This is a genomic window from Veronia pacifica (assembly GCF_001707825.1).
GTDB lineage: Bacteria > Pseudomonadota > Gammaproteobacteria > Enterobacterales > Vibrionaceae > Veronia > Veronia pacifica.
On record NZ_LYBM01000002.1, the window covers coordinates 154,189 to 177,017 of the forward strand.

24 protein-coding genes and 1 riboswitch are annotated in these 22,829 nt (G+C 45.0%); of the genes, 12 read left to right on the top strand and 12 right to left on the bottom strand.

Annotated elements, in window-relative coordinates:
* Positions 1–89 precede the first annotated feature (89 nt).
* Positions 90–185, top strand: a riboswitch (TPP riboswitch).
* 92 nt (positions 186–277) lie between these two features.
* From thiD to thiE, 7 genes are all read left to right on the top strand, one after another.
* The gene (gene thiD / locus A8L45_RS02200) at positions 278–1,102 is read left to right on the top strand and encodes a bifunctional hydroxymethylpyrimidine kinase/phosphomethylpyrimidine kinase (RefSeq protein WP_068898758.1); all 825 of its coding nucleotides are present in this window, start codon (positions 278–280) and stop codon (positions 1,100–1,102) included.
* On the top strand, positions 1,095–1,853 hold the full coding sequence (locus A8L45_RS02205) for an ABC transporter ATP-binding protein (RefSeq protein ID WP_068898760.1): 759 nt from the start codon (positions 1,095–1,097) through the stop codon (positions 1,851–1,853). Before thiD ends, A8L45_RS02205 begins: the two co-directional genes overlap by 8 nt.
* Positions 1,840–2,634 carry an ABC transporter permease gene (locus tag A8L45_RS02210; RefSeq protein ID WP_139122285.1) on the top strand — a complete coding sequence of 265 codons (795 nt, stop codon included), beginning with the start codon at positions 1,840–1,842 and terminating at the stop codon, positions 2,632–2,634. The genes A8L45_RS02205 and A8L45_RS02210 overlap by 14 nt, the downstream gene beginning before the upstream one ends.
* A gap of 36 nt (positions 2,635–2,670) precedes the next feature.
* Positions 2,671–3,612: an ABC transporter substrate-binding protein gene (locus A8L45_RS02215; RefSeq protein WP_068898762.1), complete on the top strand. Its 942-nt coding sequence runs from the start codon at positions 2,671–2,673 to the stop codon at positions 3,610–3,612.
* Between the two features lie 21 nt (positions 3,613–3,633).
* A complete protein-coding gene (gene tenA / locus A8L45_RS02220) occupies positions 3,634–4,302 on the top strand; it encodes a thiaminase II (protein WP_068898764.1) in 669 nt (222 codons plus the stop codon).
* Positions 4,303–4,311: 9 nt separating this feature from the next.
* On the top strand, positions 4,312–5,097 hold the full coding sequence (thiM, locus tag A8L45_RS02225; RefSeq protein WP_068898766.1) for a hydroxyethylthiazole kinase: 786 nt from the start codon (positions 4,312–4,314) through the stop codon (positions 5,095–5,097).
* Positions 5,098–5,175: 78 nt separating this feature from the next.
* Positions 5,176–5,787: a thiamine phosphate synthase gene (gene thiE, locus A8L45_RS02230; RefSeq protein ID WP_068898998.1), complete on the top strand. Its 612-nt coding sequence runs from the start codon at positions 5,176–5,178 to the stop codon at positions 5,785–5,787.
* Between the two features lie 164 nt (positions 5,788–5,951).
* Here the strand turns inward: thiE and A8L45_RS02235 are convergent, their stop codons facing one another.
* The 8 genes from A8L45_RS02235 to A8L45_RS02270 all read right to left on the bottom strand — a co-directional run bounded on the left by A8L45_RS02235 (position 5,952) and on the right by A8L45_RS02270 (position 11,153).
* Positions 5,952–6,386: a pseudoazurin gene (locus tag A8L45_RS02235; RefSeq protein WP_068898768.1), complete on the bottom strand. Its 435-nt coding sequence runs from the start codon at positions 6,384–6,386 to the stop codon at positions 5,952–5,954.
* A 587-nt stretch (positions 6,387–6,973) separates the two neighbouring features.
* Entirely contained in the window at positions 6,974–7,237 is a 264-nt protein-coding gene (locus tag A8L45_RS02240; protein ID WP_068898769.1) for a S24/S26 family peptidase, read from the bottom strand.
* A 43-nt stretch (positions 7,238–7,280) separates the two neighbouring features.
* The gene (gene sodN / locus A8L45_RS02245; RefSeq protein WP_068898771.1) at positions 7,281–7,784 is read right to left on the bottom strand and encodes a superoxide dismutase, Ni; all 504 of its coding nucleotides are present in this window, start codon (positions 7,782–7,784) and stop codon (positions 7,281–7,283) included.
* Between the two features lie 3 nt (positions 7,785–7,787).
* Positions 7,788–7,982 carry a DUF6732 family protein gene (locus A8L45_RS02250; protein ID WP_068898773.1) on the bottom strand — a complete coding sequence of 65 codons (195 nt, stop codon included), beginning with the start codon at positions 7,980–7,982 and terminating at the stop codon, positions 7,788–7,790.
* 12 nt (positions 7,983–7,994) lie between these two features.
* Positions 7,995–8,417 carry a DUF2753 family protein gene (locus A8L45_RS02255; RefSeq protein ID WP_068898775.1) on the bottom strand — a complete coding sequence of 141 codons (423 nt, stop codon included), beginning with the start codon at positions 8,415–8,417 and terminating at the stop codon, positions 7,995–7,997.
* A 164-nt stretch (positions 8,418–8,581) separates the two neighbouring features.
* The gene (locus A8L45_RS02260) at positions 8,582–9,121 is read right to left on the bottom strand and encodes a GDYXXLXY domain-containing protein (protein ID WP_068898778.1); all 540 of its coding nucleotides are present in this window, start codon (positions 9,119–9,121) and stop codon (positions 8,582–8,584) included.
* Positions 9,118–10,176 carry a DUF4401 domain-containing protein gene (locus A8L45_RS02265; protein ID WP_068898780.1) on the bottom strand — a complete coding sequence of 353 codons (1,059 nt, stop codon included), beginning with the start codon at positions 10,174–10,176 and terminating at the stop codon, positions 9,118–9,120. Before A8L45_RS02265 ends, A8L45_RS02260 begins: the two co-directional genes overlap by 4 nt.
* Positions 10,173–11,153, bottom strand: a complete 981-nt coding sequence (locus A8L45_RS02270; protein WP_068898783.1) for a DUF2157 domain-containing protein — start codon at positions 11,151–11,153, stop codon at positions 10,173–10,175. The genes A8L45_RS02265 and A8L45_RS02270 overlap by 4 nt, the downstream gene beginning before the upstream one ends.
* A 665-nt stretch (positions 11,154–11,818) precedes the next feature.
* On the opposite strand from A8L45_RS02270, the gene A8L45_RS02275 reads away from it, so the two are divergent.
* From A8L45_RS02275 to A8L45_RS02285, 3 genes are all read left to right on the top strand, one after another.
* Positions 11,819–12,796, top strand: coding sequence for an LPD7 domain-containing protein (locus A8L45_RS02275; RefSeq protein WP_068898785.1), 978 nt, complete (start codon positions 11,819–11,821; stop codon positions 12,794–12,796).
* An 89-nt stretch (positions 12,797–12,885) separates the two neighbouring features.
* On the top strand, positions 12,886–13,119 hold the full coding sequence (locus tag A8L45_RS02280; RefSeq protein WP_068898787.1) for a DUF2835 family protein: 234 nt from the start codon (positions 12,886–12,888) through the stop codon (positions 13,117–13,119).
* A gap of 281 nt (positions 13,120–13,400) precedes the next feature.
* Positions 13,401–13,913, top strand: a complete 513-nt coding sequence (locus A8L45_RS02285; RefSeq protein ID WP_068898789.1) for a GNAT family N-acetyltransferase — start codon at positions 13,401–13,403, stop codon at positions 13,911–13,913.
* A 49-nt stretch (positions 13,914–13,962) separates the two neighbouring features.
* Here the strand turns inward: A8L45_RS02285 and A8L45_RS02290 are convergent, their stop codons facing one another.
* Together A8L45_RS02290 and A8L45_RS02295 are read right to left on the bottom strand one after the other, a co-directional pair.
* Positions 13,963–15,813: a M3 family metallopeptidase gene (locus A8L45_RS02290; protein WP_068898791.1), complete on the bottom strand. Its 1,851-nt coding sequence runs from the start codon at positions 15,811–15,813 to the stop codon at positions 13,963–13,965.
* 248 nt (positions 15,814–16,061) lie between these two features.
* Entirely contained in the window at positions 16,062–17,267 is a 1,206-nt protein-coding gene (locus tag A8L45_RS02295; protein WP_068898793.1) for an NnrS family protein, read from the bottom strand.
* 415 nt (positions 17,268–17,682) lie between these two features.
* On the opposite strand from A8L45_RS02295, the gene A8L45_RS02300 reads away from it, so the two are divergent.
* Together A8L45_RS02300 and thrS are read left to right on the top strand one after the other, a co-directional pair.
* Positions 17,683–19,365: a HEPN domain-containing protein gene (locus A8L45_RS02300; protein ID WP_068898795.1), complete on the top strand. Its 1,683-nt coding sequence runs from the start codon at positions 17,683–17,685 to the stop codon at positions 19,363–19,365.
* Between the two features lie 327 nt (positions 19,366–19,692).
* Entirely contained in the window at positions 19,693–20,898 is a 1,206-nt protein-coding gene (thrS, locus tag A8L45_RS02305; protein ID WP_083228153.1) for a threonine--tRNA ligase, read from the top strand.
* A 57-nt stretch (positions 20,899–20,955) separates the two neighbouring features.
* On the opposite strand, the gene A8L45_RS02310 is transcribed toward thrS, so the two are convergent.
* Complete coding sequence (locus A8L45_RS02310; RefSeq protein ID WP_068898799.1) at positions 20,956–21,741, bottom strand: LytR/AlgR family response regulator transcription factor; 786 nt, start codon at positions 21,739–21,741, stop codon at positions 20,956–20,958.
* A complete protein-coding gene (locus A8L45_RS02315; RefSeq protein WP_068898801.1) occupies positions 21,738–22,793 on the bottom strand; it encodes a sensor histidine kinase in 1,056 nt (351 codons plus the stop codon). Before A8L45_RS02315 ends, A8L45_RS02310 begins: the two co-directional genes overlap by 4 nt.
* Positions 22,794–22,829 lie beyond the last annotated feature (36 nt).

The window sequence follows — 22,829 nt, forward strand, 5'->3', positions numbered from 1 at the left end:
TTTATTAACACAATTATCATTTAATTTTTAAAGTTCATCATTTTCGTTTCTGTAGGGCTTTACCCGGAGGCGAAAAATAGTTAACAATGAAGAGATAGTCGGGGAGCTTTTCGCTGAGATCGCTGTGCGAGACCCGTTGAACCTGAACAGATAATACTGGCGTAGGGAACTATGAATATTGCAGAAGCGGACTCTGTCAAAAGTGTTACTGCCATTATAAATAAGATAAATACCTGCATGACTTCCGGTTTCCTTTGCTTTTTTACAAGGAACCGATATGCGTACCGACCCGAGCAATTCCACTCCTATTATATTGACTATCGCTGGCTCTGACAGTGGCGGTGGAGCAGGTATTCAGGCCGATATTAAGGCGATATCTGCAACAGGCGGGTATGCCTGCTCAGCTATCACGGCACTCACTGCGCAAAATACAGTAGGAGTACAGGGCATCCTGCCCATTCCTGTTGACTTTGTCTGTCAGCAGCTAGATTCTATTTTTACCGACCTTGATGTCAGAGCAGTCAAAATTGGCATGTTGGCTGACTCAGATATTATTGAGGCTGTAGCTGAAAAGCTGACCCAGTATCAGCCTGATCTTATTGTCCTTGATCCTGTTATGGTGGCAACCAGTGGTGATTTGCTCCTGAAAACCGCCGCCATAGAGTCTCTCAAAACCCGCCTACTGCCGTTGGCTACTGTGATCACTCCGAATCTTCCAGAGGCGGCAGCCCTAACAGGTGTCGATCTGAAAGAGCGAGCGACAGAGTCACTGATTCCACTTCTGCAGCAACTGCCGACTAACGCCGTACTGCTCAAGGGGGGGCATGACGAACACGACGACCAAAGTACAGATTATCTTCTCAAAGCGGGTCAGGTTTCGCGCTTTTCATCGCCACGGATTGCAACCAATAATACCCATGGTACTGGCTGTACGCTGTCTTCAGCCCTTGCGTCCTATCTGGCTCAGGGGATGGAACTGGAGTCAGCAGTAGCAAAAGCCAAAGAATATATTTCAGAGGCTATCCGCTTCGCCGATTCCTTGCAGGTGGGCCAGGGGCACGGTCCTGTTAATCACTTTTTCACGTTGAAGTCTTATGACTGACGCGGTCGGTATTCAATTATCCCGGGTCGCTATTCAGTATCAAACTTCTGAGAACAAGACCTTATCAAGTGTCAACATGGTGATGCCTGCTGGGAAATGGACCAGTATTTTGGGAAAAAGTGGTTGCGGTAAAACCACCATGTTACGCGCTCTCGCTGGACTTCTTGAGCCCGGCACCGTGTTTCACGGGGACGTTCTTACCTCTGACGGTATTCCATTGTCTGATCGTGTCGCCTATATGGCCCAGCAGGATTTGCTATACCCATGGCTGAATGTGATGGAGAACATCTGTCTGAGCCAGCGGTTTGGTGGAAAAAGTGCGGATTACGATAGGGCAAGAATGTTGCTCAAGGCTGTTGGACTTGACGAGGTGGCCGAGAGTTATCCAGAACAATTGTCTGGCGGTATGCGACAGCGTGTTGCATTGGCAAGAACTCTGATGCAAGACAAGCCAGTGGTGCTGATGGACGAGCCGTTTTCAGCCGTCGATGCTGTGACCCGTTATCAACTTCAGGATCTGGCGGTCAGGTTACTCAAAGGTAAAACGATATTACTGGTGACCCACGACCCACAGGAGGCTGCTCGCCTTGCTGATGCCATCTACATTTTTCAGGGAAGCCCGGCATACGCGTCTCCATTAGCAGTACCAATGAGTCAAACACCGCGAGACATTGATGTGGATGCAATCTCTTTGCAACAGACAATCTTATCAATGCTGGGAGCAAAGGGAGGGCAATATGCAGGTCTTTGAACCACTGCTTACTCTTAGCCGTTACCGGACGAAGCTAACCGATGTAGGCAGGCCTGTTCTGCGGGTGATAATAAGCCTCATTGTTCTCATTGGTCTCTGGCAAGCCATCGTAAGTCTTTTTGAACTGCCTAGTTTTATTTTGCCGTCACCGGATGCGGTTTTTTCTCGGCTTATCAGCCGCCACGATGTGTTACTGAGTCATGCATTCGTGACGGGACAGGAGATTTTACTTGGCTTGGCCTTGGGGCTGAGTGTTGGTTTTATCTTTGCCCTGCAGATGTTGCTTTTTCGTCCATTGAAAGTCTGGATGTTACCGCTATTGATTGCCAGTCAGGCTATTCCTGTTTTCGCCATTGCGCCTGTATTGATGTTGTGGCTTGGCTACGGCATATGTTCAAAGGTGGTAATGGCGGCCATTATTATCTTTTTTCCTGTGACAACCTGCTGTTTTGATGGCTTGAATGCAACCCCCAAAGGCTATCTGGATCTTGCGCAGACCATGGGCGCCTCAAAGTGGCAGTTATTACGCCATGTCAGATTACCCGCAGCTATGCCCTCAATCGCGTCTGGTCTCCGAATTGCGGTGGTTATTGCACCCATAGGTGCAGTTGCGGGTGAATGGGTAGGTGCCAGCAAAGGGTTGGGATACCTCATGTTGCAGGCAAATGCTCGCATGATGATAGACGAAATGTTTGCTGCACTGTTTTTGCTATCGCTGATGGCGGTCGCGCTTTACTTCATTACTGACTTTTTACTGAAAAAACTGATCCCTTGGTCTTAACCGGGGCAACACTGTTTAAAAAAGGAATTTACTCCAATGAAAAAAATTGTTGTTACTTTTGCCATATGGCTTTTGTTTCCACTTTCAGCTTTTGCAGAAGAAAAACCCCTGACTCTTATGCTTGACTGGTTTGTGAACCCAAATCATGGACCCATAGTGATTGCTCAGCAGAAAGGATATTTCCAAAAAGCAGGGCTTAAGGTCACTATTCAGGAGCCTGCAGATCCGAGTACGCCACCTAAATTGGTTGCGGCAAACAAAGTGGATCTAGCCATCTCCTATCAGCCGAACCTGACTATCGACGTTGCAGCCGGGTTACCCCTTATTCGCGCAGCCACACTGGTTGCGACACCTCTTAATACCCTTATGGTGCTGGACAACAAAAAGCTGACTGACCTTTCTGATTTAAAGGGTAAAAAAATTGGTATTGCCATTGCGGGTAATGAAGAAGCGACCATTGGCACCATGCTAGGCAGCCAGGGGATCGAATATAATGACGTTGAAATCATCCATGTAGGCTGGGCACTGTCATCATCATTGGCATCAGGCAAAGTCGATGCAATCTGGGGTGGTTTTCGAAACTTCGAAACTAACCAACTGGCGATAGAGGGCTATAAGTCAAAAGCCTTTTTCCCAGAAGAGCATGGGGTACCTGCCTATGATGAACTGGTCTTTGTCGCCAACGCCAAAAGTTATGATAAATCGGCCATTCAAAAATTTAATCGGGCAATCGAGCAAGCAACGACGTATATCGTGAATCATCCAGATCAGGCGTGGAACGAGTTCGTGGCTTACTCCCCTGATACGTTGAACAATGAGCTTAACAAGCGGGCGTGGCAGGATACGTTAACCCGTTTTGCGCTGCGCCCCTCTGCTGTTGACCTGAAACGATACGATGATTACGCACGCTTTATGTTCCAACACAACATTATATCGTCTGTGCCTGTAGCAGCGGATTACGTTCCGGATCTCAACTGACGTTAGCTCTTTGGATAAAACATGAAATATACCGATTTGATTGCCGCCTGCCAGCAAGAATGGCAGGAATATACAGAGCACGAATTTGTCAGTCAGCTAGCGGACGGAACACTGGATCAAACCTGTTATCTGCATTATCTAAAGCAGGACTTTCTGTTTCTAAAGCAATATGCACGTGCTTATGCACTGGCAATATACAAAGCTAGAACGCTGAGTGATATGCGACAGGCACTGCCAAGTGTACATGCTTTACTTGAGCATGAGATTAACCATCACATCACTTATTGCAGTGAGTGGGGCATCACTGAAGCAGACCTTGAAAAAGAGCCTGAAGATGCTGGCACCGTTGCCTATACACGCTACGTGCTAGATACAGGTATGGCTGGAGATATGCTGGACCTTTTTGCGGCGTTGGCTCCATGCTCTATTGGCTATGCCCAGATAGGTAAGCGACTTCTGAGCAATACTGATGCAAGTAAGCTGGCCGATAATCCCTATGCCAGTTGGATAAAGCTCTATGGGGGAGAAGAATTTCAACAGAGTGTTGGGCAGGGTACCGAGCAGATTGATGCCCTGCTGGCAGATGTTGATATCAATAGCAGGCGTGGTCAACAGTTGATTCAAGTGTTTGCCACTGCAACCAGAATGGAAGTTGCCTTCTGGCAACAGGGTTTGGATATTTTGCGTTAGGGAGTGACTATGAAACTGGATGTAATTATTAATGCGTTAGGCCAAGTGCGAGAGCAGAAGCCATTAGTCGTTAATATCACCAACTATGTAGTAATGAACAACACGGCCAATGCGTTACTCGCCGTTGGTGCGTCACCTATCATGGCGCATTCAAAGGAAGAAATGGCGGAAATGATGAGTTTCTCCGGGGCGTTGGTAATAAATATCGGCACTCTCGACAGTGTCTGGATTCCAAGAATGCTGTTTGCTGTTGAGCGGGCCAATGCTAATAAAAAGCCTGTGATCCTGGATCCTGTCGGTTGTGGTGCCAGTACCCTGCGTACTGAAACATCGCGTGATATTGCGAGATTGGCAGATTCGTTGATCATCCGTGGTAACGCATCTGAAATTATGGCCCTCGCAGGAGAAAACGCGCAGACAAAAGGCGTGGATGCACAGGATAGCAGTTCTGATGCAATCGTAGCCGCACGTTTTCTGGTGTCTGAATATGGCGCGAACGTAGTGATTTCAGGTGAGACAGACCACATCGTAACGGCCGATGACCAGATAACGTTGTCGAATGGTGACGCCATTATGCCTTATGTAACGGGCATGGGGTGCACACTGAGTGCACTGACTGGTGCGTTCGCTGCCGCTGGTGACCACACGGGTTTGGCTGCCGCAGCTGTTATGGGTGTTGCCGGGGAGATTGCGGCGGAAAAATCCCAGGGCCCAGGTAGTTTCCAGTTACAGTTGACGGATGGACTTTACAATCTGACCGATGATGAGTTAGCTAAACGGCTAAAAATTGCATAAATCTAATGATATCCAAACAGCCTGAGTGAGTTTGGTCAGGGTGTTTGGATGTGTTTTATTCGTGTGAGAGATAAAATGATGAATCCATATCGGCTCTATCTGGTGACCGATGAAAAACTAGATACTGTAGCACTGCCCCAAGTGGTTACTCAGGCCATTCAGGGAGGAGTCACAATGGTTCAGTTGCGGGAGAAACAAACAAGTACCCGACGTTTTCTTCAACGAGCGGAGGCCGTTAAAAAAGTACTGGCTGGCACTGGCGTCCCTCTTATCATCAATGACAGATTGGATATTGCACTGGCGATAGATGCTGATGGTGTCCATCTGGGACAATCGGATATGCCAGTAGCTAAAGCCCGCGAGATATTGGGCCCTGATAAGATTATAGGCTTGTCCATTGAGACTGAACAGCAGTTGGTGACGGTGAGCAGTGAAGCTGTCGATTACATCGGACTCAGTGCCATATTTGCCACACCCACTAAAACAGATACAGTCAATGCTTGGGGTCTTGATGGCTTAAGTCGGGCAGTTAAGGTATCACCGTTTCCTGTTGTGGCGATTGGCGGCATTGATATAAACAACGCTTCTGATATTTTCGAGACGGGAGCGAACGGTATTGCCGTTGTATCAGCGATTTGCGGTGTTGATGATCCTACTGAGGCTGCAAGGGCGCTATTGGCAAGCATATAGCTGTCGATGGGGAGTGAATTTTCATTCTATGCATCAAGGAAGAGAAATTTGATGTGGCCGTGGCCTTACGGACTTCGATGTGAGCTTTTATTTACGTTTGGGCCGCCTATCTATGTAGCGATAGTGAACGGCCCAGTACTTGTGTTTAATTGTTTATTTAAACGTTATTTCACCTGTTCGGCGTAGGTTTTGAATCTGCCTTTATTAATGGCGAATTCACCTTCTTTTGTATCTACATACTTCATAAAGTCGTCTTTATTTGAAGCATCGCCGACTTGAATAATACCCACCATCGCCATTATGGCATGAGGTGTACACTGGTAGGCATAAACACCCTCTTTGTCGAAAGTTGCACTCACTGGTTTGTTCAGTTCGCCTTTCCAGGATGCTCCTCCGTCAGGGCTAAATATTGATTCTGAGTTGTGACCAATGTCTGTCGGAACGAACTTTACAGTGTCACCAACATTGATTTTCAGATAAGCAGGTGAAAATACCATAGCACCTTCCGGGCCACCATTAAGCATCTTTACTTCATGCTCAGCAGCCATAATAGAAAATGCGGGTAATAGCAGGCTCAAAATCAATAAAACCTTTTTCATTTTTGCACTCCTTTTTCAAAAAATTAAATATGGGCGCCAAACGAATCATATTATCGAATATTAAATAATATTGTTTCTCATTATTGCTTATGTCTTTGGAAATTCAACTTGAGTAGATAAAACACTCAGTTAGATATCAAAATAGTCTGTAAAGCTCAATGTGTTACAGAATCAGATGTATTGAAGACAGTCGAAGTTAACGGTGAGGAGGCGTTGTCTTGCAATTATTCGAGACAAAGAGTGACAAAATCAAACGCTTTTACTCTACATATAAATAATCAACATTATGATTTTAGTGAGTAGTAATAAAGTAGTGTTTGTTCATATATGTAATTAGTTGATGCTAAATTTAATTAATACAAGTGCTTACTGTTATTTAAGTTATTCAGTGCTTACTTATTCTGATTAAATAAGACGTGTGAAGAAGTAATTGTGTTAATGAAAAGAAGTTGATTGGTATGCGACGTTCATCGTTACTTTTTGATTTAAGATAAACATTCCGTGCAGGATAACGTGTTGGGTTACGGCTTAACTTGCGTTGGCAGGAGAAGATGGAGACCCGCTGGGCCGCCATCTTATTAATCCGTTTATGGTGAAGGAATGACGTACAGTACGCGATAAATAGGTGATGAGTCAGAGGGTATAACAGCACCAATCTGCTCCTTACTCACACTGTCTCGGTTTTCACCGCAAAACCAAAATGCGTTGTCATCGTCAACATACTCTAGCTTTTTTATCATGTCACCATAAGTGGGATGTGATAACACATACATATCGCCGAGGCGGGGCCTTGCCCCACTCCGTTGGCGTAATGAAACCACGTAGTCGCCTGGGCTGAGCCGAGGAAACATACTGAATCCCTTCACCTTGTTTAAACGAATACCGAACATTGAGTTAGGCTTTCAGGTCCGGATATAAAACGGGTAGAGCGGGTGGATAAGGGCAGTCCGCAGTGTAAGTGGCTACGTTTTTACTCTCCCAGAATATCTGTGCGAAGCGATTAACTTTCTCAAGAAGTTGCTCGCCTACATCTCTGTCTAAGCCTTGTTTCAGCTTAGAAGTCAGTAACATAATGGAATGAGTGAGTTCGTGAATTTCAGGGAAGGCATCCAGTTGTGGTTGCTTGAAATAGTCACCCCAGATCACTCTGATTTCGTCTTTAACCTTTATTCCATGCTCTTCTTTTTGCGCCACCAGACGGACAAACTGAGCTTCTTCTGTTTTGGTCAGTGAATCTTTCTGGTTCAGTTCCTCGAGAAGGTCTAGGGTACGAATCATAGTGAGCACTGCTATTTGAGCATGATGAGGGTCGTAAATTTTACAAGGGATGTCGCAGTGTGCGGAGACCTCGCCGAAGGAATGAATGCGCTCGATGGTTTGGAGCAAATTGTGCAGCATGACTTATTTCTCCTGTTTGTTTTTGATGTTGCGGCGTTTTAGCAGGCTGAATCCCACTGCAATTGCCAGAACGACAGAACCTATCCATGCCGCGTGAATTGCATATGATGACCAGTGGCTGTGATCGTGTCCTGGGTGCGCCTGTGCTAATGGACTAAGTAGCAGGGCAGTAAACAGGGTAATGAATACCGATCGCATAAAAACTCCTTTTTAATGGATTGTGTCTCCGGGCTTTGCCGGATTTACATTTTCTAGTGTCGATTGTTGACTCTTAATACTGCTGGAATCAGTGTTTAGACTCAGCTCGAGCTTACACTTATTCAGAGCATGAAGAATGGTGGGATAATGGCCATCTGAAGGAGCGGTTACTCTAAGTTGATCCCTCAACACAATAAATGGTGTTGTCAGGTGCTTAATTTGCTCGTCTTTATCGCCCGTTGCTCCGTAGAGGCTTGCTAAATTGTGATGGGTTACCAGCCACGCCAGCATTACTGCATCGTCTGATGGTGAAGATGAAAATAACTCATCCATGATCACCAATGCCGATAGGTAAAAATGTTTGGCTTTGTGCCATTGGCACTGGTTAAAACATTCATTACCAGCTGTACACAGCATCTCCCATTCTTTCATCATAAAAGCAACCTCTAATGATAATTATTATCATTATCGATCTAATGATGAAAAAGTAAACACATTTTTGTTAACGGAGTGTGAGCTTGGCAGTGATGGAAGACTGCAAAATGTATGTTTTCTTAATACGTTGAAATTCCTTTAGGCAGCTTGCCATTTCACTGTTTTTATTCGGTCTGTTGTTGTTTTTCACGGCCTGATATCAGCGTAAGATTTTGATTGTGAAGCGATGCCAGTAACCAATTTTTACTGTCTTTACTTACCCGATACTTAGCAAAACGCGCCTCTTCGTATATTTTTGCGTCACCTTCCTGAAAGAAATAACTATTCACACCAAAATAGAGCCGATTTTTTCTCACTCGATAGGTGATTTTCCATTCATTCGCTGCCAATGGGCTGTCATCATTAATCCGGATAAACTGGGCAATATTTTTTTTATCAACCGAAATCACAGCAACCCCATCACTGTCCCTCTTTGGCATACCAGGTTGCTGAGGTTCTCTTATCTTGATTGCCTGATATATATCATTAGTGATGGCATAATTGAGCCGCATATAGTCTCCCTGCATCAGAGAGCGGGGGTCGACGGGGGCGAGAGCAAAGTAAATTTCCTCGCCATTAAGTAGCAATTGCTCTTTGCTGACGATGATAAAATTAACAACAGCCAGTGATAAAATGAGTCCGGCAACAGCGATCCATCGTCTCATGATTTGCTCTCCGTATCCGACTCATTATCTATGTCAATGAGAGATAAAATCCCCCATCTTGCTATTAACAGCGTGCAGCCCAGCATGCCCAGTGTGTAGGCTTTATCAATCAATAAGCTCTCGAGATCATAGTAATACCAAGACAAAAAAAGCAGCATGCTGACGATACCCAGCCCTTGAATCAGGCGTTGGCCAGAACTGAACCCCAACAAAACTAATACGACGCCTACGGTTAACCCATTTGCATGGTAGGACAGCACACTGACAAATACTGTCATGACCAATGCGGCCAGTTTGGGCCAAAACTTGATTGCCGTTGAACGGTTGAAAAGTAAGACCGCGACGAGTCCGACAAGAACCGCTGTATTAAGCAGTTCTGCGCTCAATCGCAGAGATGAGTTAGCGGCTGTCGAGCTTGAATCAGCCTGAATAAAAATTTGCGCTGCAAGTAAGGCCGGTATCAATCCAGAATAGAGTGCTGATTTTACTTTTTGGCTTTTCGGTGAGTGAAATTCAGTCAGTATTAAATAGCTAACAAGTGCCAGAAGGATGCCTGTTGCGAGGAATTGATAGTCGTTAATTAGCAGTAAAAAACAAAAAAGGCTCGCGGCAAATAAACAGCTAAGCGTGCGATGCAGTGAATGAGAAATAAACGACACCAACAGAATTTCGACCAGTAACATCGAGGCCGTCATCTCGTTATCTTGGTTGTTTTCATAGAGTCCAAAAAAACAAACGGCGGCGAGAAATTGCCCGGTCAGACTGAACACAAAGGCGAGATTTGTTTTAAGAAGGGAATCAGAGTGTCGGAAGGTAAGGTAACCTGCTCCTATCAACAGGCTTGCCAATGAGCCTGTGATAAGGGGGCTTTTTATTAAATCGCCAAGCATAAACCCGAAAAAACCAAGGCCGAAAATTGCTGCCAACCAGGCGGAGATAGCCTGAAAAGCATCCGTATACCAATTACGAAGGTCGTCTGTTTGCGGCGTAAACTCCCCGACAATTAAATGGTGATGTGTTAATTTTTTCCAGAGAAGCCGCGGTTCATCTGTCATGAATTAAACTCCCTATTTACGCGCTTGAGCCAAGCCGTTGCAAGCGTGGACACCGCAATCATATATACGGTGCTCACCAGAAGACTGACAGTTGTTCCGTTAAAAAACCAATCAATTAACCCGATGCCACTCAGCAATATCAGCAACAACGCGAGCAAAGTGAGAAAGTACAAATCCTGCTGCCGATATTTGTAATAAAGGTAAGAGCCGACAACCCATGTAACTGTGATTGAAAGAGGTACAAAGACGACTTTTTCTGATGTGATCATTAGTGTCCCCAGTCCTAATACAGTGAGTGTGATGGCAACGCCAATCAAACGGAGCGGCCAACGATGAGTCTCTGCCGAAGTAGGGTGCTGTGTGTTCTTTTTTAGCATTGACTCCCACACAAACAGTGCCAGCGTGTTGAGAAGAAAAGCCCAGATGAAAAAGGAATATTGTGAAGGCCACCACTGCCAGTGAAACCCATCATTAACCCCCAACCAGAGATAAAGGCTCAGATTGAGAAGTGATAAAGTTAGCAGTGAAAGCGGGTTTGACTGGGCTGTGTATACCCATGGAAGCAACAGGCTGGCCCATAACAAAAACAGTTGCCAAGAGTCAGCGCCCGTCTGATAGGTTTGCCCCATTAATGCGAGAAGCCCCCCGAGCACAAGACTGGTTAAAAATAACAGGCAATCAGAGACAGTAGGCAAATGTTGGAAGCGCCAGTACAGGAGAAATGATATTACAAGTGCTGTTTGCGCGACGGCAAAACGCGTCAGCCTTGCCATGTCTTGCCAGTTATAGGCGATCAAAAACAAAAACGATACGGCAATTGCGGATACACCAGCCCAGAGAAGAAAACGAGTAATAAATATCTGCCAATCACGCTTATCTGGTGTTACACCCGCTATTGAAAGGGCTTTGGCTATGTTCTCCCGGGGTATTTTTGATTCAGCATACCAATCGCTAATCTGCCTTCTACTGTTGAACATGGCAATTCCTAAGTGGGTAGTGCAACTTGATATTAAGATACCAGTCGGTGATCTGCATACGATGACCAGAAATCATATTATGAGGTATCTCACTTCTGAATGTCGTTAACTAATATAGACATCATTAACAAATTTTTAAGTCATACATGCATGTTTTTAGTCATGGTAAAACACTGAAAGCACCACTTTTCAGCAATATGAATAAATGAACATATAAAATGACGAAAAATATAAATAAATTTTTCGTCGTTTTGGCGGGTAAGGATAAGTGTCATGGCTGACATTTTGCACCACAAAATATAGTTAAATGACTCATATTTGATATCAGAAAAATAATCTTAAATAAGATATTTCCTCACTAATTTTTTTTTGGAGAATGTGTCTAATATTTTGTTGGTCACTGGATATAAATCGCTTAAATACGCTTTCTCAATTACTCGATATATGAGTGATTATTTGGACATAAAGATTCAGCGGCATGAGTTGAGCCAAGCAGATTGAACATTACGCATTTTTGTTGTTTGGCAGAGAGCAGAGAGGGAACCTCTGACTTGTCGTTGCCCGGAGATTTAAAAAGGAGCACCACATAAATCATGATTGACTTTGTGATTACGTATTTTGCCACCCCTTCCGATATCAACTGTATATGAGGGTGGGTGACTGAGATGGATTTATTTACTGTACTTGCAATGTGCTACGCACTGAATGCAAAACAAGCTGAACTGCCAATCAGGGATGTAACGAATTGCGAGGAAGCGAAAGCTGAGTATCACTCAAGGCTTCGAGGAGTAAGGCTTTCGCGTGATGATCGTGAGGCGATAGCAAGGGTAACTTATGCTGAAGCATCAAACCAAGGTGATGCTGGGCTGGCAGGAGTGATCTATACGATACTCAATCGCCTGATCAGTGGTAAGTTTGGCTATTCGGTCACGTCGATTATCGATGCTCCCTATCAATTTGAGCCCGCTCACAGTGCTGGTGGTTGGCGGCGATTGCCTGCATTGTCACCAGAAAAGAAGATTAAAGTAGAAACTATTATTAATCTTGCGCTCGAGGGCCGGTTGCCTGACCCAACGAACGGCGCATTGTACTTTCAGAATCCAGATATTGTTGCCTCGCGTGAACGTAAAGGAAAAGTGTCGAAAGGGCTCACTCATTTCGGCGGCGCAGTGCCGTCCTCGGTGATCCGTGATCATCATTTTTATGCGTCTATCAACCCTAAATTTTACGCCAAAATTGGCACAGGCGTGCCGAGCTTCAATCGAGATGATGGTTATCATCCCCAACACTATGCGGATACAAGGCGACCAAGCAATAATATTCTGAGGAAAGAGACAGATTATCGTTCCGCTTTTCAACGTGGTCTGGATGTGGCACTGGACGGAGAATATTATCTCAGCAGCTTATTCGATAAGCCTGCATTCGTCTCGAATGGGCTGAGTATGGAGACGGAAAAGCCCAGTCCGAAGGTCGCTGCCTCCATGATAAATCTCGCGCTTGCCAAAAGCTGGAGTGAGATAAAGGTTCAGGGAACAGAAGAGTTCAAACGTGAAGTATGGCTGCAGGCGTCAGTTCACGGGATAAAAGTGGTGGGTTATGAACCCGGCATATTTGATCATTTCGTCGCCTTGTTCTATTGGTGATAACGTACCCGGCAGCTGCTTATTGATAAGAGATATACGCAGCTGTCGCTGTCACATGTGAAGAATCAACATCTTGTTAAGAAGGATTTATGAGTTCAAGAACCTTTACTTTCTCAGTGGATATTCCTTATCAAAACTTTCTCGACTATTACAAAGGTATTGCCAGCACGGTTGTTGTCACGGCGGACAGTGGAGAGTCGATGGAGCTTGATGCATCACACTTTAGGGACTTTGTTAGCCCACATGGGGTAAGAGGGAGATTCCGCTTGGTATTAGGAGATGGAAACCGTTTCGAGTCGTTGGAGATGATTGACGAGTTTTGATAACGAGGATTTTCGCGCCTTCGTCGTAACACGTATGTGAATTTAAATGATGATGGTGAGTGTAACTTGCGATGATTAGCATAATTTCTGCCTGATAAACAAAGATAACAATGAGTAAGATAGTGAAAACCTCAGCAGGCAGGGGGGGCTTTAGCTGTGTCGATACTGCGTTTCTGTCTGAAAACGCCACACTGTGCATAACGCCTGAAGTCTGATAAATCTTTGAATGGGTGTCTGTCAGCTGCAAGGCCTTGTTGAATCAATTTTTTTGGAAATGTGCTATGAAAGTGAGACGAGTCAGACCACATGATGCCGCATCCGTGGTTACGCTTATGCAAAAACTAGACGGTGAGTCTGAGTTTTTGTTATACGAGCCGGGTGAAAGGAGTGTGTGTGTTGAAGAACAGCAGGAAATTCTGACTTCATTTACCGAACAATCACATAAGGTGATGTTTGTCGTAGAGAATGAAAATGCGCTTTCTGGCTTTCTCTCGGCCACGGGAAGCACAATAAAAAGAAAGAAACATGTAGCGAATTTCACGATGGGCTTGCTCAAATCGGCTGGTGGCAGGGGATTAGGTAAAACTCTTCTCTCTCACCTTGAAGTTTGGGCTGAGCAGAATGCGGTCACGCGCCTGGAACTCAGTGTCATGTGTGACAATGAGAGGGCTGTGGGGCTGTACCAATCTCAGGGATACCAGATCGAGGGGACAAAAGTAAACAGCGTGAAACTCAAAGACAGGTATGTTGACGGGTATCTGATGGCAAAAATTCTTCCTGAAATTCCAACCTGATTCAGGGCTTCTCAAAATATGGCCCCGCCTATCGGCGAGGCTACTGACATCAAGCGAAGTAACGCTCCTTCACATAACTTTCAAATGATGCACACATATCAGCATCTGATAGTTCATTGGTTGCGATAACTGTTTCGCCGTCAACAAGGCTAATTTTCGCATCTAAAGGTCGTCCAATTCTCTCTTTTTCTTCCGTCCTACGAGCAAGGCGCTGGATTTGTTCCTGCCACGCATCATCAGTGCTTTGATTACAATGATCAGCGAGATAAGCAGGGTTGAATCCCTCTCCTGTCAGGTTTCTCAGTGTCTGATCATGCGTGTGCGAATTACCCGGATTCCAATAATGTTCAGCCAATGCCGGCCCAATTTCAGGGTTGTCTGATAGATAACCGTATTTATCAATAAAATACGCACGGGTCTGATACACCGCCATATGTGCAAGCAGATAGCCATGGTAGGCACAGGCATACTCGTGAGTAAGCAAATGGGGTATTGCCAGAATAGGGCGCGGTGCAACATCAAAACCGAGAACACTTTTTTCTGTACGACGGATCAGTGCAGTGATGCTTTCTGGGGTCAGGGTGCTCTCATCCATTGCATAGAGTTGGTGCTCAAATAATGGCACGACGAGGATCGAGCGTTCACTGTAGGCCGCGAGAGGTTGCCCTGAAGAGATCATTGCTTTGATCACGTCATCAGGAACAGTTTCTCCATATTGGTCTTTGGCGTAGGTTTTTAGCCATTCTGCATCCCCAAGCAGGCTGTCACAAAACATCGATTGTGTTTCGGCATAAGCCATGGTTGTTGGTGCAAATTCTTGAGCAAAACACGGTGCGTTCTGACGAACGTTAGCAAAGTGTGCAGCGTGGCCTCCCTCATGGAAAAGCGTGTTTAACTCACGGTAACCACAACCAGACTGATTGGGTTTAGCGTTACTGGTAAACGCCACTTTTGCAGGCTGCCAACGCCCCTGATCATAGAATGATGGGGTAGGGCCGTGACAGAAGCCATTCTGATACTTGCCCTCACGCTCAAGAAGATCCAGCGTAAGTTCAGCATTTGAGAAAGGAATGTGTAGCTGACTGAAAGACTCAATCCAGCGTTCAACCGATTTAGCAAATGGCAGATATTGTTCAAGTGCTTTTACTGCATCACCGCTGCTTTTCGCACCAAAATTGTAGGGCTTAAGTACATCGTTGCCGTGTTCCGCCACAAGGCTATCAAGACCTCTTTGGCACGCGTCACGGGTAGCTTCCTCAAACTGGTTCAGGATTGACATGAGGGTTTCAGCCGGCATTTGGTCTTTTTTGGCGGCGGAGTAATCAAAATAGTTCGCAAAGCCCATCGCTCTGGCATAGGCATTTCGCTGTTTGACCATATCGATAAAGCCATTTTCCAGTACCCATTGCTCCAGTCGTAGCAGAGCATCATGAGCACTTTTTCTGACAGTCTCAGATTCATGGGTAGAGATCACTGCGCTTAATACAGGTAGACCTGCTTCGACCTCATTTCCGCTTTCGTCAACATAGCTGAGCGTATAGTCCTTACGCTTTTTGAAAAAAACGGCTTCATCATCAATGATTGCACGTTTTAACTGAGCGGCTTGGTCTGTTTCAGGCACGTGGCTGCTGAACATATTTAGCCAGCCTTCAAGGCCATGCTTGGTCGTTGTGTTCTGTTCTGAGGGCTCCTGCGAAGATAAGATGTCCAATTGTTGCTTTATTGCTTCAATTCGATCCGCATCAGAGACAAAATCGTTCCATGATTTTTCAGCGTCAGCCAAAGCCTGTTGATCATCACTGATCCCCATATATACCTGCCAGAAAAGTTTCTCTTTATGTTGATGCACTGAAAGGTATTCATGATTGAGCGCGTGTAGAAATGTTGCTGGTGAAGTCATAAACCATCCCTGACTGTCTGATTGATTCAGCAGATATTACGGAACTTCTGCACGTTTCATTTCCAAACGCACATGTTTTTGCGAGCAATAGCACTATAACTTTGGCGTTTACTCCCATTATTCTTTTGAGATCATGACGCCTGAGTTATATCGACATGATCGCATTATGCGGTTCGAGCATTCATGGAATGGCGAAGGATACTTTGGTATTGCGACAAGTCTTCAGTAGAGCAATGTATGTCGTTCTGTTATCCCGGCCTTCCGTCTGCTCTCGGCGTTGTCAATATCCGAAAGTAACCGAGAATATAAAATACGAAGGCCAGTATCCAGAGTGTCCCTGAAATAGTCAGTGCCATGACTGAAGGCCAGACGCCTGATAGAAAACGGACGCCGGTGGCGATAAAAATAATATAAAAAGCGATAACGGTCAGATTAGTGATCGTAAGTGCCCGACCGGAATGGCCTAGTGATACCCGTGAGATCATCGCCAAAATCATTCCAGAAATCACACCCAATGTCATGACGTGAAGCGCAGCAGAATGAGATATCCAGCCAAATCCATAACTGGCTACCATTGACAGTGCACCAAGGGGGATACACCAATAGGCAAGATGTAATGACCAGACAAGAGGTACTCGGGCTGTCACCCAAGGTCGCCAGCGTAATGCCCTCAATCCATGGCAAACAGCCACTGCGAGCCAAAGCAGAGTCAATATTTCTGATAGTGCATTATGCTGGGGAGAAAAAGCGGCAAATAAGCTGACGCCAACGACTGCCAGCGTGGATAAAATAGCTAATTTATCCAAGAGAGGAGAAGGCAACACTTTGGTTGTATTGGTGCCGTTGGCGGTGAACATAGGGATCACTCTGCCACCTATCAGAGTAACAAGCATAACAATGAGCAGCACCGCCGTATCTGTCATGGCTAATGCCAGCCGAAGATCACCGGTCTCGACAAAGTAATAACCCGCAATATCAAGTCCTGCCAGTGTAGAAAGAGCCGGGATAAAAACCAGATTTCGGTACTGTTTTATCTGAATAAGCGGACGGGCAAGGTGTACGATCACCATGATAAAAAATAATAACTCGGCTGCGGCAATGATGATAAGGGGTAATGTAAAGTCAACCAGATTAAGCACTCTTGCTATCAGCCAAAGGGTGACTAAAGCTATCAGTGCGTTGCCATTCACACCCCTTTTTCCTGTCCAGTTTTGCACTGCAGTGAGTAAAAACCCACACACGATAGCCATTGCAAAGCCAAAAACCATTTCATGGCCGTGCCAGAAAATAGCAGGTGTCGTGAACGAAAAATGTGTTGCCTGATTGAGTAACGATAACCATAGGCTCAACGAAATGACGGCGAACAGAGCGCCAAACAGAAAAAAAGGACGAAAAGCCTGTCGCCAGATAGGCGTCATGCGAGATTCAGATTCGGGATCAAGTATGTTGTTCATCAATTTTTACTCCATACCATAGACTCTGTAAGTGCATTAACATGTATCATATATACATGTTAATCGTTGCTTTCATCTCGTCACTTTTGAGGACTATCAGATTTTGATAGGAATTGTTGCTTTTTTAACGTTGGCTGAGGTGGATTGAGAGTGCCGACGGAGCGGTTGTCCCCCCTTTGAAACGGTATTCTAATATCAAGCTGGATACACTATGACTTTTAATGGAAATGCTTGCGCTTTCCGACTCTTATGGAAGAGAGACCTATCATTATTCTTTTCCGGATAAATGGAATTGCAGAGTTTTGTATTAGTTGCCCAAACTATACTAAACAATATGAAGCTGATGGCGGTTTATCTGACGACGAAGTGTGAGGACAGATAATCTATATGGAACTGGGTAAGACTGGAGGTCTGTTTGAAACATAGTGATATCAATCTGGATACTGAAATTGCCATTGATGTTCGTTTCCAGATGGATAACATTGAGCTGCATGGCACGCTGAGTGTCGCACTGAATGTTATGGCACGTGTTACCGTTTCTAGTTTAGATCTCGAAAAAGTCTGTAATCTAGAAGAGGGATATGCCATACCTTCACTGAAGTGTACCTCTGTTGATGGAGATTACACTCTGATTGACTGCAAATACTTCTCAGGTGAAATCTATCCAGAATTTATAGTGAAAGGTCACTTTGACTTTGATTTTGATACGATTGTTCTGGGTATGTTTGGTTTATCCACCTGGTTTGAAAATAGCCGCCCCTACAGGCTGAGCAATGAAGGTCTGCATAAAGATTTTGGTTTCGAAAAGTTCTCCCATAAAGTGACATTTAAAGGAGTTGAGTATGAAATTGAAAATCAGCACTCCTGTACGATTAAAAATCAGGATGAAAAGAATTTTTTAGTGCTAGAAAGAGATTCTATTCAGATTAAATGTTTAGATAAAAACTTGACCCTACAAGATGTCAAAAGCCTTTCCTGGAAAATGAAGGTATTCCTTTCCATTTTGTCTGCTTCTTCTTTGCCATTACAGAGTGTGCACCTGATAAATAAGGATACGGGCTACCAAACCTCCCTCTATTTTTTCGAATCTATTGTCTCCAAAACGCCGATTGAACGTTCTTTTCATTGTTTTTGTACTGGTGGGTATTTATTCCGTGAAGGGTTGTGGGAAAAAGTCATGACCAATTACTTTGCCAAGGAGAGCTTTGAACAACTTTGGCCGAACCTTTACGGCATCTTTACTTTTGAGGGCTCGTGGCAGTTTGACTTTATGAGCCACGTTATTTTGTTGGATCGTTACTGTAGCTTGATTGCTGAAAATACGGGGTTCAGGTTGGCGAGTTGGGATACCAACGACTTGAAGGCGCAGTTAGATGAGGAAGTCGAAAAGTACGCTGAAGGTACCTACAGGGACAAACGTCAGTGTGTAAACAAAATCATTAAGCATGTTAAGGCAGCAAAAAGAGAGCCTAACTTTTCACAAAAGTATGAGAATGCGATGAAGTATGTGTCGTCTGATGTTAAAAAGCTCATCGCCTTTAGTGAAGATGATTTTGATTTAATGAAGACAATCCGGGATCAGGTATCTCATGGCTCTCAGGTTAAAACCAAGGAACCTTCATCCATTCGTCATGAAATGATTCGGAAAGATCGCCTGCTGGTACTGCTTTTATACCTCGTGTTTGATGAGTTGGGTTTCACTCGTCAACAGTTTGCAAGTTGCTTATCGCGATGCAAACAACGATTTGTCCATAATGCTCACCTTGATGATAAAGAAATTGAGAAGCTGACCAAAAACATTGAGGTGCTGCCGATATCACACGCTATCAATACGAAAATATACCCATCATTTAGACGCAACATCGTCGTGATTTTTGATCCCGACAATCAGACTTACGCCATTGATCAAGAAGCCAGTGACCTGACTCAAACATCGTCTACCGTTTTCAATCGGAGGGGATCTGAGCATATCATCGAGTCAGTGAGAAAAAGTCTGTCTGAAAAGGGGTACAGTTCGTTTGATATTGTGCAACGCGCTTACTTATCCTTTGATGGCAATGAACACTCTTTCACGAGTGTTATTAAAGTATCACGCTGAATATCGATACGGCCTAATTTGAAACACTGCGCCATATTTTTGTAGTTGCTCGCATCGGGACTTTTTCAGGCGTTGACTTAGCCGCCAATTTGCAGGATGTTTATTTCGAGCAAAGAGGCTGTTATAAAAATAATACGGGGATAAGCCTCGGCATTATTTACCTGAAAAGCGCGAGAAAAGAATGAATATATTTATTGCAGACTGCCAACATACCACCACCACGACAACCACCTAGTTTGTCGTGTTGGCGTAGACTGCAATATTCAAAGGCTGACATGATATCGTGTCAGCCTTTTTGGTCTAAGCCCATCTACCGCCCTCGATGTCATGCCAGCCCTCAACGACCAGAGGGAAGCAATGATGAAAAATGCACACCGAAAATTAGGTATCGAACTATCACTTTTTGACATGAGTCCTCATGCTGCAGGCATGGTAGCTTGGTATCCGAAGGGGTATTACATCTTTAATCGAATTGAGGATTATATTAGGCAACAGCAGCAGGCGTTTGGCTATCAGGAAATCAAAAGCCCAGTGGTTGGTAAAGCCGAACTCTGGCAGTTATCCGGTCACTTTGATAAGTATCGTGAGGAGATGTTTTTCCTTGGTAACGATGCGGAAGCAATGGCACTGAAACCGATGAATTGCCCGTTTCATATCAGTGTGTTTGAGCAGCTTTGTCCATCCTACAAATCCCTTCCTCTGCGGCTAAGTGAGTTCGGTATGTGTCACCGCAATGAGCCTTCAGGGGCATTAAATGGCCTACTTCGCTTAAGGCAGTTCCATCAAGATGACGGTCACATTTTCTGTCGTGAGGATCAGATCCAGCAAGAACTCAGTGACTTTGTCGAGATGCTCTATCGTGTTTATCAAAAGTTTGGCTTTGCAGCATCAGACATTCGGGTCGATATTTCACTGCGGGGAAAAAATCGTGCTGGCAGCGATGAGATATGGGACAGAGCAGAGCGGATACTGCAAGAGGGACTTGCCATGCTTGATATTCCCTTTGATTTGTTGCCGGGAGAGGCGGCATTTTATGGGCCTAAAGTCGAGTTCGCACTCCGGGATGCGCCGGGTAGGGAATGGCAATGTGGCACTTTTCAGCTCGATTTTGTCCTTGCAGAGCGGCTTGATGTTGGCTTTATTAACGAACAGGGAGAGCGAGAACATCCAGTGATCCTTCACCGCGCCGTGCTGGGGTCTCTTGAGCGATTTATTGCTATTTTGCTTGAGCACTATCAAGGTAAGCTGCCTGTGTGGTGTAATCCTGACGCTATTTCTATCATTCCAGTTTCGTCACAGCATGAAAAGAGAGCGAACGAGGTTGCTGAAGCGTTGTCGGCGCTGAGCCTAGCCGTGTCAGTTGATACTTCTGAAAACTCTATGTCGTACCGAGTTCGTCATCATTTTAAGCGCAAAGGGAATTTGGCAATCATTATTGGCGACAAGGAATGTGAGAGTGGTTTACTGTCAGTCAGGGATAAAAAATCTCAGAGGCAAGTGAGCTTGGCAGATTTACTTGGCGAACTTGAGTAATCTCCCGCGTTACGACGTAATTGACGGCAGGCTATATAACCTGCCGTTATTCTCTTGCTACATGCCTTTGAACATGACTTGAGATGCTCGACTGACTGGCAGTTTCCGGCCATGGACAAAAGCAGTCATTTTCCCCGTAAAATCTTTGCTGACTCGTTCAAGTTCACGGACATTGATGATAGTTGAACGATGAATTTGCCAGAAATTGTCCGGATCAAGCTGAGAAGTCAGCTCTTTGAGGGATGTACGGATAATATATTCTTCAAACAGATTTTCGCTTTTTGCGCAGTAGACTGAGACATATTTGTCTTCTGCTTTGAAATACGCCACGTCGTCGACCAAAACCAAATGAATATCGTCTCCTTTTGATGCTCTGATCCATTTCATATAGCTGGCAGCAGGAGTAACCTTTGCCTGAAGCTGCTCTATCAGGCTGGTGATGTCTGGCGCAGATTGTGGAGAGGGCGAGGCCAAACGATCCTGTACCTTCTGGCATGCGGTGAGCAGGCGGGTCTCATCAAGAGGTTTTAAGACATAATCGACCGCATTTTGCTCAAAGGCTTGCACGGCATAGTCGCTGTAGGCAGTCGTGAAAATAATGTGTGGTACCTTATCCAGTCTGCTGACTTTCTGCGCCAATGTGATCCCATCCAGCCCTGGCATATTGATATCCAGAAATACCACATCGGGTTGATTAGCTGAGATAGCATCAAGTGCCTGCTGACCATTTTTGCATTTGGCCGCAATAGACAGTTCTGGCCATATTTCAGCGAGCATATTATCGAGATGTCTCAGCAATAGAGGCTCATCTTCTGCCAGCACGGCACTATGTATCTGGCTCATTTATTGTCCTCTTCTATCAAACTATTCAGCGCTGATTTTGACACAGAAAGGCATGATACAACGCCTTGGGGAGTGTTTTCTGAGACGCGCAGCGATGCCTTTCCATCAAACAGTTTGTCGATTCTTGCTCGGATATTTTTTATTGCGATCCCGTTACCTTTTCCTGATGATTCCCCACTCAGACCAATACCATTATCTGAAACGGAGAACGTATATTCCTCCTCACTCTGGCTAAAATTTATCTCGATATGACCTCTTTCTGTGTGAGGCTCAATGCCATGTACCACGGCATTTTCAACCAGCGGCTGAATGAGAAAAGGCGGTAGGTGTATACCTTGGATGTCAGGATCGACTCGAATATCGAAGGTCATTGCCCCCCCGAGACGAATTTGTTGAATGGTTAAGTAGTTACTTATCAGGTCAGACTCACGATGTAATGGCACCAGCCTTTCTCTGGTTACCTCAAGAGAGCCTCTTAACAAAATAGTCAGGTGACGAAGCATGCTTTGCGCTTTCTCTGGCTCCATACCTATGAGTGCATCGATGTTTGCCAGCGTGTTGAACAGAAAGTGGGGTTCAATTTGGCTCTGTAGCTGCTGCAATTCACTGAGCACCAGTAATTTCTCTTGTTCAGCCTGCTTCCTGCGTGCCTCTTCTAATGCTTGCTTTGCCTGATGTTTTTGTTCCCTGTTATGCAGATAGTAGATACAAATCAGCGTAAAAGTGAGGCCAAGTAGAAAGGTGGGTTTGAGTGCTGACAGTGACGGGTCTTTATCAATCAGAATGACGTAACAGTTCAGGGTGCCAAGTGCCAATGCCAGAGGTACGACAACGAAGCCCCTAAATGTTTCAGACCAGTTTGGAAATAGCCAGTAGCTGAGCCATGACAGACCCAAGTTCGAATAACCGTAGCCAAAGCTGACAATCAAGTGCCCGATATACGAGGTGCCCCATATTGAATATGTGAAGATAGAAATTACAAGGCAAAGACCACTGGTAATAAAGACACTGGCACTCCAGCGATTTGAGAGAATAGCGTTGGCGTTGAGCATTCGGTTGTCCTGAGCTTAATTAACTTATAGTAATTC